General features: G+C 68.0%; 14 protein-coding genes. 4 read left to right on the top strand and 10 right to left on the bottom strand.

Annotated features, from left to right (window positions below):
• Nucleotides 1–135 precede the first annotated feature (135 nt).
• Nucleotides 136–912, bottom strand: coding sequence for a DUF1013 domain-containing protein (locus BM397_RS05275; protein WP_092419344.1), 777 nt, complete (start codon nucleotides 910–912; stop codon nucleotides 136–138).
• Between the two features lie 142 nt (nucleotides 913–1,054).
• Between BM397_RS05275 and BM397_RS05270 the strand changes: the two genes are divergently transcribed.
• On the top strand, nucleotides 1,055–1,696 hold the full coding sequence (locus BM397_RS05270) for a ribonuclease T2 family protein (protein WP_092419341.1): 642 nt from the start codon (nucleotides 1,055–1,057) through the stop codon (nucleotides 1,694–1,696).
• A gap of 318 nt (nucleotides 1,697–2,014) precedes the next feature.
• On the opposite strand, the gene BM397_RS05265 is transcribed toward BM397_RS05270, so the two are convergent.
• On the bottom strand, nucleotides 2,015–2,662 hold the full coding sequence (locus BM397_RS05265) for a sulfotransferase family 2 domain-containing protein (RefSeq protein WP_092419338.1): 648 nt from the start codon (nucleotides 2,660–2,662) through the stop codon (nucleotides 2,015–2,017).
• A 229-nt stretch (nucleotides 2,663–2,891) separates the two neighbouring features.
• Here BM397_RS05265 and BM397_RS05260 point away from each other — a divergent pair, with 229 nt between their 5' ends.
• Complete coding sequence (locus tag BM397_RS05260) at nucleotides 2,892–3,917, top strand: hypothetical protein (RefSeq protein ID WP_092419335.1); 1,026 nt, start codon at nucleotides 2,892–2,894, stop codon at nucleotides 3,915–3,917.
• 113 nt (nucleotides 3,918–4,030) lie between these two features.
• Here the strand turns inward: BM397_RS05260 and BM397_RS05255 are convergent, their stop codons facing one another.
• The 8 genes from BM397_RS05255 to mutY form a co-directional block, all read right to left on the bottom strand.
• Nucleotides 4,031–5,305 (bottom strand): SPOR domain-containing protein, encoded by a 1,275-nt coding sequence (locus BM397_RS05255; RefSeq protein ID WP_092419332.1) that lies wholly within the window; start codon nucleotides 5,303–5,305, stop codon nucleotides 4,031–4,033.
• Between the two features lie 68 nt (nucleotides 5,306–5,373).
• Nucleotides 5,374–6,003: a uracil phosphoribosyltransferase gene (gene upp, locus BM397_RS05250; RefSeq protein ID WP_092419329.1), complete on the bottom strand. Its 630-nt coding sequence runs from the start codon at nucleotides 6,001–6,003 to the stop codon at nucleotides 5,374–5,376.
• Nucleotides 6,000–7,022, bottom strand: a complete 1,023-nt coding sequence (locus BM397_RS05245) for an adenosine deaminase (protein ID WP_092419326.1) — start codon at nucleotides 7,020–7,022, stop codon at nucleotides 6,000–6,002. Before BM397_RS05245 ends, upp begins: the two co-directional genes overlap by 4 nt.
• Nucleotides 7,019–8,227, bottom strand: a complete 1,209-nt coding sequence (locus tag BM397_RS05240; RefSeq protein ID WP_176806490.1) for a phosphopentomutase — start codon at nucleotides 8,225–8,227, stop codon at nucleotides 7,019–7,021. The genes BM397_RS05245 and BM397_RS05240 overlap by 4 nt, the downstream gene beginning before the upstream one ends.
• On the bottom strand, nucleotides 8,224–9,513 hold the full coding sequence (locus tag BM397_RS05235; RefSeq protein ID WP_092419320.1) for a thymidine phosphorylase: 1,290 nt from the start codon (nucleotides 9,511–9,513) through the stop codon (nucleotides 8,224–8,226). The genes BM397_RS05240 and BM397_RS05235 overlap by 4 nt, the downstream gene beginning before the upstream one ends.
• Nucleotides 9,513–9,905, bottom strand: a complete 393-nt coding sequence (locus BM397_RS05230; RefSeq protein WP_092419317.1) for a cytidine deaminase — start codon at nucleotides 9,903–9,905, stop codon at nucleotides 9,513–9,515. The genes BM397_RS05235 and BM397_RS05230 overlap by 1 nt, the downstream gene beginning before the upstream one ends.
• A 143-nt stretch (nucleotides 9,906–10,048) precedes the next feature.
• A complete protein-coding gene (locus tag BM397_RS05225; protein ID WP_092419314.1) occupies nucleotides 10,049–11,191 on the bottom strand; it encodes an alkane 1-monooxygenase in 1,143 nt (380 codons plus the stop codon).
• 146 nt (nucleotides 11,192–11,337) lie between these two features.
• Nucleotides 11,338–12,393 (bottom strand): A/G-specific adenine glycosylase, encoded by a 1,056-nt coding sequence (mutY, locus tag BM397_RS05220; protein ID WP_092420550.1) that lies wholly within the window; start codon nucleotides 12,391–12,393, stop codon nucleotides 11,338–11,340.
• Between the two features lie 86 nt (nucleotides 12,394–12,479).
• Between mutY and BM397_RS05215 the strand changes: the two genes are divergently transcribed.
• Nucleotides 12,480–12,989: a DUF721 domain-containing protein gene (locus BM397_RS05215; protein ID WP_092419311.1), complete on the top strand. Its 510-nt coding sequence runs from the start codon at nucleotides 12,480–12,482 to the stop codon at nucleotides 12,987–12,989.
• Nucleotides 12,990–13,023: 34 nt separating this feature from the next.
• Nucleotides 13,024–13,674, top strand: a complete 651-nt coding sequence (locus tag BM397_RS05210; RefSeq protein WP_092419308.1) for a DsbA family protein — start codon at nucleotides 13,024–13,026, stop codon at nucleotides 13,672–13,674.
• The last annotated feature ends 59 nt before the right edge of the window (nucleotides 13,675–13,733 follow it).

Below are 13,733 nucleotides of genomic sequence, written 5' to 3'. Positions count from 1 at the left end.
AGCGCCCAGTGAACAGCGCCTGGCGCAAAAGAAAGGGCCTGCCGGATATCCCCGGCAGGCCCCATGTTTTCAGACGATCGTGGCGACCCGCGCTGCGTGCGGGCGGACCCGCCCCTGCCGCGCAGGCGCGCGGGGTCAGCCGCGCGGATCGTCGCTGTCGTCCTCGTCGTCATCCTCGTCGCTGGACGGCAGGTTGAAGAAGCTGTCGGCGTCCGAGAAATCGCTCGGGCCCTTGTCTTCTTCCTCGTCGTCCTCGCCGCGCGGATCGGAGAGCGAGAAGGTCTCGAGGCCTTCGATCGCCGAAGGCAGGCGCGGCTCGTGGCTGTCCATGCCGAGGCTCTGCTCGGTCGACACCAGCTTGCGGCGCTCGTCGTCGGTCATCACCTCGTCGCGGTTCTTCGCGGCCTTGGCCACGGCGGCATCAAGCTCGGACTGGCGGCAAAGACCCAGCGCGACCGGATCGATCGGCTGCATGTTCTGGATGTTCCAGTGGGTGCGCTCGCGGATCGACTGGATCGTCGGCTTGGTGGTGCCCACCAGCTTGGAGATCTGGCCGTCGCTGAGCTCAGGGTGGAACTTCACCAGCCACAGGATGGCGTTCGGACGGTCCTGGCGCTTCGACAGCGGGGTGTAGCGCGGGCCACGGCGCTTGTCCTCGTCGACGGCGGCGGGGTTGTACTTCAGCTTCAGCTTGGCGAGGGGGTTCTTCTCGGCCTTGTCGATCTCGATCTGCTCGATCTGGTTGTTGGCCACGGGGTCGAAGCCCTTCACGCCGCCAGCAACGTCACCGTCGGCGATGCCCTGGATTTCCAGTTCGTGCATGCCGGTGAAGTCGGCAATCTGCTTGAAGGTAAGAGTGGTGTTGTCGACGAGCCAGACAGCGGTCGCCTTGGGATGCAGCAGTTTTGCCATGGATCATCTCCTTACGTAAATCTTCTCCCCTCCCCCAAGGCGTTGGCCTCGGGAGGTCCCGGATTACTTCTCCAGGACGGGTTACCGTTGTCGGGGAACTTCGGGCCTATATAGTCGCGGCGAACCCAAGAGGAAAGAGAAAATGCGCTGGCTGCCGATCCTGCTCACCTGCGTCATCCTTTGCCCGCTGGCTCCCTCCGCCCGCGCCGAGGGCGAGCGCGCCGGCGCTTTCGACTATTACGTGCTGTCGCTGAGCTGGTCGCCGACCTGGTGCGCGCTCGAGGGCGAGGCGCGGAACTCGCCGCAATGCGAGCGCGCGCTCGGCTGGGTGCTGCACGGGCTCTGGCCGCAGTATACCCGCGGCTACCCCTCCTATTGCGACTCCACCGCCCGCCCGCCGAGCCGCAAGGAGACCGCCGCCATGGCCGACATCATGGGTACGCCGGGGCTGGCCTGGTACCAGTGGAAGAAACACGGCGTCTGCGCCGGGCTGTCCGCGCAGGACTATTTCGCCCTCGCCCGCCGCGCCTACGAGAGCGTGTCCCGACCCGAGGTCCTGCGCCGGCTCGAGGATCCGGTCACCCTGCCAGCGACGGTGATCGAGGAGGCCTTCTTGCAGGCCAATCCCGGCTGGGAGCCGGACATGCTGACCATCACCTGCCAATCGGGCCGCATCCAGGAGGCGCGACTGTGCCTCTCCAAGGAACTGGAGCCCGTGCCCTGCGGCCAGGACGTGGTTAAGGATTGCCGCCTTGGGAATGCCTTGCTCGACCCGATCCGATGAGATTGAACCACGTCCCGACCCTTTGCGACAGCCAAGGAGATCGGCCAAGACGGCAGGTTTTGCAGCGGGGCATCGGCGGCAGGGAAAAAGCGCCAGAGGGTGTACCCGATCCAAGATCAAATGCTTGCCAGCATACAGAAAACGGAAACGATCATAGGAGCGGTTCACCCCCTGGCACGGCCGCCAGTAAACGAGGTCGCGACCGTGCCAGCAGTCAAATCGCCAAGTTCTTAAGAAATGGTTAACGAAATAGTTAACCGCCCTTAAGAGGACATAAATTTTGTCCCATGGCCGAAAACTCCACAAAGCGCCGGCGCGTTAGCCGAAACAATAGCCGAAACGGCCGATGTCCTCGGCGCAGATCTCTGCCACGTGGCGCGAGACGCTCTCGTTGTAGTACGCCCTGTAGTCGCCTTGCCGCTCGGAGCGGTTCTCATGCCCCAGCGCGAGGCGAAACCCGAGATGCGCCTCGAGCGGCGGCAAATCTTCCTCGAGATGTTCGAGACGCAGCCAGATGTCACCGCGATCGGCCCCGCGCGCGTCGCGCAGGTAGCGGGCGCTCGGCCAGGCACGCAGGCTTTGCGTGGTCTGCGGGTGCAGGACGAAGGAGGCGAAGTCGAGTTGTCGCGCCAGCCCGACCGCGGGATGATCGAATGCCTGCGCTTGCAGCCAGTGGTAGTAGCTCACCATCCGGTCCCAGGGGTTGCGCACCAGCGCGACCCGGCGCATCCCGGCAATCTCCTCGGGCGTCAGGATGCCGTCGATGTCGGCCAGCGTCGAATGTTTCCACAGCCGACCGCGCGGCGTCAGCGCCTTCAGCCGGCCCCTGCGCTTCAGCGCCTTGGGGGTGTCGCCGATCAGGATGTCGTCGCGGTGCGCGCGTTGCTCCAGTGCCCGCGCCAGCGAGGTGCCCCCGGTCTTGGGGATATGCACAAAGATGTAGGCGCGGCCGGGTGAGATGATCATGCGTCCGAGACTAACGCCGCCGCGGCTGCCGGAACATCCGCAACACCCGACCAATCCGCGTCTTTTTCGCCACCGTGGCACGGCTGCGCAGGTCCATGCGACCAGCGGCGCGCGGGAGCGATTGCCCCTGAACGACGAGCTTGCTAATCAGTGGCGGAGAAAAGGCAGAGCAGATGCCGCCCCGGCCACCCCAAGCGCCCCAGAAACGCCCCGAGAACACACCCCGAGCATGACAGCCCTCAAGGAGTACCAGCGCCTCGAATCCACCGCGCTCTGGCGGCCCGAGCCGGATGCGCAGCGGCGCGAGGTTATCCTCTCTATGGGCGACGCCACTCTGACCGTCTCCGATGTCTCGGGCCGGGCCCTGTCGCATTGGTCGATGGCCGCCGTGGTGCGCGCCAACAAGGGCCGCAACCCGGCGCTCTACCATCCCGACGGTGATCCCGGCGAGACCCTGGAACTGGCCGAGGACGAGGCGACGATGATCGACGCCATCGACCGCGTGCTGCGCGACATCGAGCGCCGCCGTCCCAAGCCCGGAAAACTGCGCATGCGGATGGTCATCGGCACCGCCGCCATCGTCGCCGCGGGCGCGCTGCTGTGGCTGCCCGGCGCGCTGCTCGACCACGCCGAGCGGGTGGTGCCGCGCGCCAAGCGTGTCGAGATCGGACAGGCGCTGCTCGGCCAGATCACCCGCGTCTCGGGGCGGCCCTGCGGCACCGGCGAGGCGACCCGCCCGCTGCGCCACCTCGCGGCGCGCGTCCTCGGCGAGAGCCGCCGCAACGATCTCGTCGTCCTGCGCGACGGGGTCCGCGACACAGCGCATCTGCCGGGCGGGCTGATCCTCGTCAGCAGCGATCTGCTCGAGGATTACGAGGATCCGGACGTGGCAGCGGGCTACATCCTCGCCGAGTCGCTCCGGGCAAAGCAATCGGACCCGCTTGGCGATCTGCTTCGGCACGCCGGCCTCTGGTCCAGCCTCAAGCTGCTGACCACCGGCACCTTGCCGCGCGGCACGCTGGAGAGCTACGCCGAGACCCTGCTCACCCGCCCGCAGGTGCCGGTGCCCGAAGACGAGCTGCTCGCCGCCTTCGCGAAGATCGAGCTACGCAGCTCGCCCTATGCCTATGCCCATGACATCACCGGCGAGACCGTGCTGCCGCTGGTCGAGGGCGACCCGCGCGCCGCGGAGGGCAGCGTGCAGGTGCTCAGCGATGCGGATTGGGTGCGGCTGCAGGGAATATGCGGCGGCTGAGGTACACGGGCCGGAACAAGGCACGGGACCCAGGCCCGAGAGGGGGCTCCGCCCCCGTCCGCTGACGCGGACTCCCCCGGCGTATTTTCAAGGAGAAGAAGGGGTGAGCGCGCTCAGCGCAGCGCTGCCTGATCGTAGCCGGTGGCCTGAACCCTTGCGAGGGCAACCCGCGCCGCGCGCTCGTCGGCAAAAGGACCGACGCGCAGGCGGCGCATGCCGTCCGTCTTGCGCAGAAGCTCCTGCACCGGCAGGCCGGCGGCCTGCAATCTGCGGCGCGCCTCCTCGGCCTTCTGCGGCGAGGTGAAGGCGCCGATCCGCACGTAGCGCGGCTTGGCGCTTACGTCAGAGGCACTGTCCGACGCCACGGCGACCATCGTGGAAGACCGGGCCGCGGTGCTGGACAGGGCGGGCTTCAGCACCGGGTCGCCTTCGAAACGCACCCGCGGGGCCTTGGCGACCACCGTGGAGCCGGCGGTCGAGGTATGGGGAATCTCTTTGGTCCAGACGCGCTGGGTGTCGTAGTAGCCCTTTACCGTCTGCAGCGCGCGATGCGGGTTCAGCCGGTCATCCTCCCAGGCGGGGCGGTAGCCCGCGGGGATCAACGTGCGTTCGGCCGGCCCCTCCTCGTAGAGGTGGCGCGGCAGGATGCGGGTGCTACCGGGCACCATCAGCTTGCCGTCCTGCCAGCTGCCGGTGCCGTTGCCGGTATTGTAGTAGACGTTCTTTCCGGGTGCCGGCGCCTCGCCGCGACGCACCTCGGTGACGTAGGGCGCGGTCTGCGGCCCGCAGCGCACCGTCCGGCCATCGCTCTGGATCTGTCCGCTGAAACCGGGAGCGCAGGCCCCACCGACCAGACCGCCGCCCTGCGGTGCGGGAACTGCCACGGCCTTCGGCGCGGGAACCGTCGCGACGACGCGCGGCGCAGGCGCGGCAGGCGGCTTGGAGGCCGGGGCCTTGACCACGGTTGCGGGCTTCGAGGCCACGGTGGTCATCGGCTGGCTGCTGCGGGCGGGAGCCTGCGTCGGCGCGGCCGCCTGGACCGTGCGAGTGGCGGCAGGCGCCGGGGCCGGTGTCTGGACCGGAGTCGGGCTGGCCTTCGGGGCCGGAGCGGCCGCCGTGGCGGTACCCTGGCCCTGCAGGCTCGGCGCGTAACCGCAGACCGGATCGCCGGCGCGGCTGACCCGCGGCACCCAGATCACCGCATCGTCGAACCCGGCGCGCACGAAAACGCAGCCGCGGCTGTCGACGTATTGCGATGCGGAATAGCTGGCCGGCGGAAGCTCCGCCGGATCGCTGATCGTATCGATCCGCTGTGCCGCAACCGGAGCGGCGGCAAGCGCCGTCCCGAGTGCCAGAATGGCGTGACTTGCCAGAACCTTGAAACCCATGTCGCCCCCAGGAAGCTACGCGGCCAGCATTGCATGAGGGCCGCGCGGCTGTAAAGCGTTGGACGGGCTTATTTTGTGCCGAACATGCGGTCGCCCGCATCCCCTAGTCCGGGAACGATGTAGCCCTTTTCATTGAGCTTCTCGTCGAGCGAGGCGGTGATGATCGGCACATCGGGATGTGCCTCTTCCATGCGCTTGACGCCCTCGGGCGAGGCGAGCAGGCACAGGAAGATCACGTTCTTCGCCCCCGCCTGCTTCAGCAGGTCGATGGCCGCAACCGAGGAATTGCCGGTGGCGAGCATCGGGTCGACCGCGATAACCGTGCGATCCTCGAGGTTTTTCGGCACCTTGAAGTAATATTGCACCGGCTCCAGCGTTTCCTCGTCGCGGTAGAGGCCCACGAAGCCGACCCGCGCGGCGGGGATCAGCTCGAGGATGCCGTCGAGCAGACCGTTGCCGGCACGCAGGATCGACACCAGCGCCAGCTTCTTGCCCTCGATGGTCGGGGCGGCCATCGGGCAGAGCGGGGTCTCGATCTGCTTGGTGGTCACCGGCAGCTCGCGGGTCACCTCATAGGCCAGAAGCAGGGAAATCTCGCGCAGCAACTGACGGAAGGATGCGGTGGAAGTGTCCTTCTCCCGCATCAGGGTCAGTTTGTGCTGCACCAGCGGGTGATCGACGACGGTCAGGTGTTTCATGCGCTCTCCAGTCTCTTCAGCAGCGCCTCGCGCGTGTCGGCCGAGCAGAAGGCCGAGTTGGCGGAGGTCTTGGCGATCTCGATGAAGTCCTCTTCCTCCCATCCGAAGGTGCGTGCAAGGTTTTCGTACTCCTGCACCATCGTCGAGTGGAAGAACGGCGGGTCATCCGTGGACACGGTGACCTTCACGCCCCGCTCGCGCAGCTTCTGGATCGGATGCTGGCTGAGGGACGGATAGACGCCCAGCCTCACGTTCGAGCCGGGGCAGACCTCGAGGGTGATGCCGCGCTCGGCGATGAGTTCGACCAGCGCGAGATCCTCGATGGCGCGCACGCCGTGGCCGATGCGCTCGACACCCAGGTCCTCGATCGCCCGGCGCACCTCGGCGGCCCCGCGCCACTCGCCGGCGTGGGTGGTCAGCCGCAGCCCGGCCTCACGCGCCATGTCGAAGCTGTAGGCGAAGTCACGCTGCTCGCCGCGGTTCTCGTCGCCGCCCATGCCGAAACCGACGATCCAGTCGCCCGCGGTCTCCGCCGCGCAGAGCGCCGCGGCCTTGGCCTTCTCGGGGCCGAAGTGGCGCACGCAGGTGACCACGCCGCGCAGGGTGATGCCCATGTCGCGCTCGGCGCGGTCCGCCGCATCCTGCATCGCATGCAGGTACTCGCGCCATGCGCCGAGATCGCCGCCGCCGCAGAAGTCGGGGGAGATAAAGGTCTCGGCATAGATCACGCCGTTCTGCGCGCACTCTTCGAGCACGGCACGGGTCAGCCGGGCGTAATCCTCCGGCGACTTAAGCACCGAGGTCGCCGCTTCGTAGACCTCGAGGAAATGCACGAAATCGCGGTAGATGTACGAGCCGTCCTCGGCGAAAACCCCATCGAGGCGCACTTTCTTCTCCTGCGCCAGCCCGCGGATGAAGGACGGCGGGGCCGCGCCCTCGATGTGCAGGTGCAGCTCGAGCTTGGGCAAGGCCTTGATCCGGTGCAGGCTTTCCTCGTCGTGGTCTCTTGGGTCTCTCAAAGGAAGCTCCTTCCCGGTCCTTGCGCGGGCACTTTCAGATGCGCCGCGATGCTTGCCGCCACATCGGCGAATGCGATCTGCCCGATCTGCCCTGCCCCGCGGCCATATACAAGCACCGGAACCCGCTCGCGGGTGTGATCGGTGCCGGTCCACGTGGGGTCATTTCCATGATCGGCGGTGATCAGAAGCATGTCGCCCTCGCGCAGCCGCGGCAGCAGCCGGCCCAGCTCGGCGTCGAACCACTCGAGCGCGCGGGCGTAGCCCGAGACGTCGCGCCGGTGACCGTAGAGGCTGTCGAACTCGACGAAATTGGCAAAGGTGAGCGAACCTTCCTCGGCCTCCTCCACGAGGTCCGACAGGTGGCACATCAGCATGGCGTCCTCGCCCTTGCGCACCTCGTCGATGCCCTGCATCGAGAAGATGTCGCCGATCTTGCCGATGGCGTAGACCCGCCGCCCAGCGTCCTGCACCCAGTTGGTGAGGATCGGCTGGGGCGGCATGATCGCGTAGTCGTGGCGGTTGCTGGTACGTTTGTAGCTGCCGGGCGCGCCGACGAAGGGCCGCGCGATGACCCGGCCGACCTTCATCTTGTGCAGCGCCGGGGCGATCTTCTCGCAAAGGTTCAGCAGCCGATCCAGCCCGAAACTCTCTTCATGCGCGGCGATCTGGAAGACGCTGTCGGCGGAGGTGTAGCAGATCGGCCATCCACTGCGCTGATGCTCCTCGCCAAACTCTTCCAGCATCACCGTGCCCGAGCCGTGGCAATTGGCCAGCGTGCCGTCCACACCGGCGATCTCGCAGACCTCGGCCAGCAGTTCCGGCGGGAAGACCGGCTGCTCGACCGGGAAATAGTGCCAGTCCCAGGGCACCGGCAGCCCGGCCAGCTCCCAATGCCCCGAGGGCGTGTCCTTGCCCCTCGAGCTTTCGGACGCCGCCCCCCAAAGACCTGAAGGCTCGACCTCGAGCCCCGGCACCGCGTCGCCACTGGCCAGCCGCACGGCGGCGCCGAGCCCGAGGGCATCCAGCACCGGCAGGCATAGCGGCCCGCTGCGCCCTTCCTCGGCCCGGCCCTCGGCGCAGGCCTGCGCGATATGCGCGAGCGTGTTCGCCCCGGTGTCGGGATGTCCCGCATTGAAATAGGAGGCTGCATCCGGCGCGCCGCCGATGCCCACCGAATCCATCACCAGCAGAAATGCCCGCATCAGGCGATCCTTTCCCGCACCAATGGGCCTACGTGCGGCGCTTCCCCGATCCGGACCGCCGCCTGCACCGCCCGCGCCGCCACCTGCGCCGCGTCCTCGCTCGCCGCATGAACCCGCGCCAAGGACTGTCCCGCCTCGAGCCGCTGCCCGAGGCGCACCACATGGGACAGGCCCACGGCGGGATCAACCGGATCGCTTTCGACCTCGCGCCCGCCGCCGAGGTGCACGACCGCCAGCCCCAGCGCCTCGCCATCCATGGCCGCCACATGCCCGGCCTCTGCCGCGGGCACATCGATCACCACCGGTGCCTGCGGCAGCATATCGCGCCAGCGCTCGACGAAATCCTCCGCGCCGCCAAGCCCGCGCACCATGCGCCCGAAACGCTCCGCCGCGGCGCCGCTGGCAACGCTCTCGCGCAGCCGTGCTTCGCCCTCCGCGATCCCGGCCCCGGACAGAAGTTCCGCGCCAAGCGCGACGGAGAGCTCCAGGAGCGGCCCGCCCGCGCCTTCGGTCAGCACCTCCATCGACGCGCGCACCTCCAGCGCGTTGCCCAGCGCGTCGGCGAGCGGCTGGTCCATGTTGGTGATCAGCGCCGTCGTCGGGCAGCCCGCGGCATTGGCCGTGCCGACCAGCGAGCGCGCCAGCGCTCGCGCCTCCTCCATGGTCTTCATGAAGGCCCCCGAGCCCACCTTCACATCCAGCACCAGCCCCTCAAGCCCCGCCGCAAGTTTCTTCGACAGGATAGAGGCGGTGATCAGGTCGAGCGACTCCACCGTCGCAGTGACGTCCCTTATGGCGTAGAGCCGCTTGTCCGCCGGGGCGATGCCCGCGGAGGCCGAGACGATGGCGCAGCCCGCCTCGCGCAGGACCGTGCGCAGCCGCGCCGCACTCGGGTCGGTCACGTAGCCCGGGATCGCCTCAAGCTTGTCGAGCGTGCCTCCGGTATGGCCGAGCCCGCGCCCCGAAATCATCGGTACATAGACCCCGCAGGCGGCCAGCATCGGCGCGAGCACGAGGCTCACGCAGTCCCCCACCCCGCCGGTCGAATGCTTGTCGAGCACCGGCCCGGGAAGGTCCCAGCGCAGCACCTCTCCGCTGTCGCGCATCGCGAGGGTCAGAACCGCGCGGGCGTCTTCCGGCAGCCCCCGCAGACAGACCCCCATGGCGAAAGCCCCGGCCTGCGCCGCGGTCACCGTGCCGTCTGCGAGCCCCGCGGCGAACCAGCGCAGCCCCTCGTCCGAAGGCACCTCGCCCCGGCGCAGCGCGGCGATGACCGTGCGCGCGTCCATCAGACCCGGTCCATGTGCCCCGTACCGAAGGCGCCCGGCAGCAGCTCGCCCACGGTGGTCTCCAGCGTCGCCCCATCGGTGGTGGCCAGTGTTACCTTGGCATGCGACCGGCCGAACTCGGCGAGCTTCTGACGACAGCCGCCACAAGGCGGCAGCGGGTGCTCGCAATCAGCGATGACATAGGCCTCGATGATCTCTGTCTCGCCAGCGGCAACCATGGCGGCAATGGCGCCCGCTTCGGCGCAGGTACCCTCGGGATATGCAACGTTCTCGACGTTGCAACCGGCGTAGATCTTGCCCGAGGGTGCCAGCATCGCCGCCCCGACCTTGAATTTCGAATAGGGGACATAGGCGTTTTCACGCACCGCGCGGGCGGCGTTCTCGAGCGACATGGCGCACCTCTTTGGACTTTCGGCGCCATGTTGCGAGGCGTTCACGCCGAATGCAATCCCCGCGCCCCCCGCCCCCTTCGTCCAGAGGAAAATATCCCACGGGGGTGCGGTGGCGTGAAACCCCCGGCGGTGCGGCCCATGCCTCAGGCCGATCCCTTCGGCAGGGGCGTGCGCGCCCGATTGTAGTCGGACCAGTCTCCGATCTGCGGGTACCAGGTCCGGCGCCAGGCCTTCACCCTCGGGTTCATCACCCGCCGCCAGACCGGGGGCACCATCGCCGCCATGGTCATCACGGGGTAGCCATAGGGCAGCTGCGGCGCCTCGCTCTCGGCGTAGGTCTGCAGGAGCGGGAACCGCCGGTCAGGCTTGTAGTGATGGTCGGAATGGCGCTGCAGGTTGATCAGCAGCCAGTTGGTCGCGGTATGCGCCGAGTTCCACGAATGGTGCGGCTTGACGTGCTCGTAGCGCCCGTCGCCGAGGTATTCGCGGGTCAGCCCGTAGTGCTCGACGTAGTTGGTCAGCTCGAGCTGCCAGATCGCCACCCCCGTCTGCACGAGAAACAGCATGAGCCCTCCGGGTCCGCCAAGCGCGACCGCAAGCGCCAGCATCGCCCCCTGCAGCGCCAGGTAGAGCCAGAACGGGTTGCGCCTGTGCCACCAGGGCAGCCCGCGCCGCGCCAGCAACCGCTTCTCCGCCCGGAAGGCCGAGACAGGGCAATCGCGGAGCACCCGCGCGTAGTAGCGATGGAAGCCCTCGTTGTAGCGCGCGGTCACCGGGTCCCGCGGCGTGCCGACCCAGAGGTGATGCACCAGCAGGTGCTCGGAGCGGAAATGCGAATAGAGCACCATGGCCAGCAGCCAGTCCCCCAGCCGCCGCTCGAGATTGTTGCGCTGGTGCAGGAGCTCGTGGGAGTAGACGATCCCCACCGTGCCGGTCATCACCCCGGTGCCGAAGAAGACCCCGAATTTCTCCCAGTTGTTGAGGGCGTCATTGCCAGAGACGTAGCAGATCAGCGCAAACAGCGTGACGAACTGCACGGGTGCCCAGAGCATCACCCCGGCGCGATACCAGACGAGCGCGCGCTCTTCGGTCTGCGGGTCTGCATTCTCGGCGTTCAGGCCCAGTGCCGCGTCGAGCGCCGAGAAGAGATACCACGTGGCCAAAGGGGGCAGCAGCACCCAGAGCCCGCCGTTCAGCGCGCCGATCCAGACCAGCAAGGGCAGCAGATAGACCAGCCAGAACGGAGCCGCAGCGGTCCAGCGCGAGAATTTATCTGCGGAAATCATGCACTCGTCCCAAACGTCCGCCCCGGATATCGCTTCTGGCCGGCGCGCGGCGCATATCGAGGCCCTTTTGCCGCAGCTTGAGCCGATCATGGGCCCCGGTCAATGCGACGCAAGGGCCGCGGGCTGCGTGACGTGGCCGCCCTGCCTCAGCCCGTGGTCAGGGCAAAGGCCTTGCGCATCACCGTGGGCAGGTCACCGGCATCGAAGACCTCCGCCTCGACGAACTCGCCGCGCTCGGGGCGGCGCTCCATCGGCACCAGCGCGGTCTTCACCGTCAGCCGCAGGTGGAAGTGCGTGAAGGTATGGCGCGCCTCGGCATTGAGCGTCTTCCATTCGGCCCTGATGGGCGGCGCGTCGGCGGGGGCCTCCTCGGACCAGTCCGAGCCAGGCCAACCCAGCATGCCACCAAGCAGCCCACTGTCGGGCCGCCGTTCCAGCAACCAGGCCCCGTCCACCCGCTTCACCAGATAGGCGATGCCGTGACGGGTCGGCTTGCGCTTCTTCGGGGCCTTCTTCGGCAGTTCGGCCTGCGTGCCGCGATCCCAGGCGGCGCAGGCGGTACGCCACGGGCAAAGCCCGCAGGCCGGGTTGCGCGGCGTGCAGATGGTGGCACCGAGGTCCATCACCGCCTGCGCGTAGTCGCCGGGCCGTCCCTGCGAGGTCAGCGCGGCGGCATAGCCGGTCAACACCGGTTTCGACTGCGGCAACGGCATGTGCTCGTCGTGCAGCCGCGCCATGACCCGCTCGACATTGCCGTCCACCACCGTCTCGGGCAGATCGAAGGCGATCGCCGCCACCGCCGCCGCCGTGTAGGGCCCGACCCCCGGCAGGGCGCGAAGCCCTTCCAGGGTCTGGGGGAACACCCCGCCGTGCTCATCGGCCACCGCCCGCGCGCATTTCAGCAGGTTGCGGGCCCGCGCGTAGTACCCCAGCCCCGCCCAGGCGGCCATGACGTCGGCATCCTCGGCAGCGGCGAGGTCCGACACCGTCGGCCAGCGCGTGGTGAAGGCTTCGAAGTAGCTCTTCACCGCGGCCACGGTGGTCTGCTGCAGCATGATCTCGGACATCCAGACCCGGTAGGGATCGGGGCGCACGCCAGCCGCCCGCGCCGCCGGGCTGACGCGCCACGGAAGCTCGCGCGCATGGCGATCGTACCAGGTGAGCAGATCTGCGGCCTGCGCCGTGTCACGCGTGGCTGACATTCCCTTGATCATCGACGACAAAAGCGATTCCCTGCTGGCATGCGGATGCGGGGTCACTAGAATAGGTCCGCAGAGAGGGATTCAAGATGGCACGGCGCAACACCTCAACATACGGGTTCGCAAAGACCTCGGGCCTGCTGAACGCGCAGATCCGCAAGGCCAGCGAGAGCCGCGGCTTTGCGCAGTCGCGCCTGCTCACCCATTGGGACGAGATCGTCGGTGCCGACGTGGCCGCCATGGCCCGCCCGGTCGAGGTCAGCTACTCCCGCCAGCAGGGACTCGGCGCGACGCTGACCCTGCTGACCACCGGTGCCAACGCACCGCTTCTCGAAATGCAGAAGGAACAGCTGCGCGAGAAGGTCAACGCGATCTACGGCTACAACGCCATCGCGCGCGTCCGGATCACCCAGACCGCCGCCACCGGCTTCGCCGAAGGGCGCGTCGCCTTTGGCCATGCCGCCAAGGCGGAAAAGCCCGAGCCCTCGCCCGAGATCAAGGCGGAGGCACACAAGGTGGCCGGCGACATCCATGACGACGGGCTGCGCGCGGCGCTGGAGCGCCTCGCCGGCAACGTCATCTCGAAATCGCGGCAATAGCGCCGCAGGCAAGGCAACCACAAGAGGACCTTACATGACCCGCATTTTCCCCGTCGCCGCGTTCGCGGCCGCATTCGCCCTCGGGGGCGTCGCCCTGTCCGGCGCGGCCAGCGCGCAGGAGGCGAGCAGCGAGGCCAGCGCCACCGAAACCGCACCCGAAATCGTCGAGATGGTGAAGGGCGACGTGAACGCCCCCGTCGAGATGATCGAATACGCCTCCTTCACCTGCCCGCACTGCGCGCGCTTCTCCAACGAGGTGCTGCCGCAGATCGAGGAGAACTACATCAAGACCGGCAAGGTGAAACTGGTCTACCGGGACGTCTACTTCGACAAGTACGGCATGTGGGCGGCCATGGTCGCGCGGTGCCAGCCCGAGAAGTTCTTCGGCATCGCCGACATGGTGTACAAGACCCAGGGCGACTGGATCAAGGCGGGCTCGGACCAGGGCATCGCCGACGGCCTGCGCAAAATCGGCCTGATGGCCGGCATCGGCCAAGAGCAGCTTGACGCCTGCATGAACGACGGCGCCAAGCTGCAAGCGCTGGTCGGCTGGTACCAGGAGAACGCGACCCGCGACAACATCACCGCGACGCCCTCCTTCATCATCGACGGCAAGCCCTACTCGAACATGTCCTACGACGAGTTCGCCAAGGTTCTCGACGAGCACTACGAAGACGCGCAGTAAGCCGTTCTCGGACACGCCGGCGCCAGGGTGCCGGCCATCAGGGCGCGCCATGCCGGCGC

The organism is Alloyangia pacifica (assembly GCF_900116195.1).
Classification (GTDB): domain Bacteria; phylum Pseudomonadota; class Alphaproteobacteria; order Rhodobacterales; family Rhodobacteraceae; genus Salipiger; species Salipiger pacificus.
The sequence above is the reverse complement of the archived record's forward strand: the minus strand, read 5'-3'. Positions and strand labels throughout refer to the sequence as shown.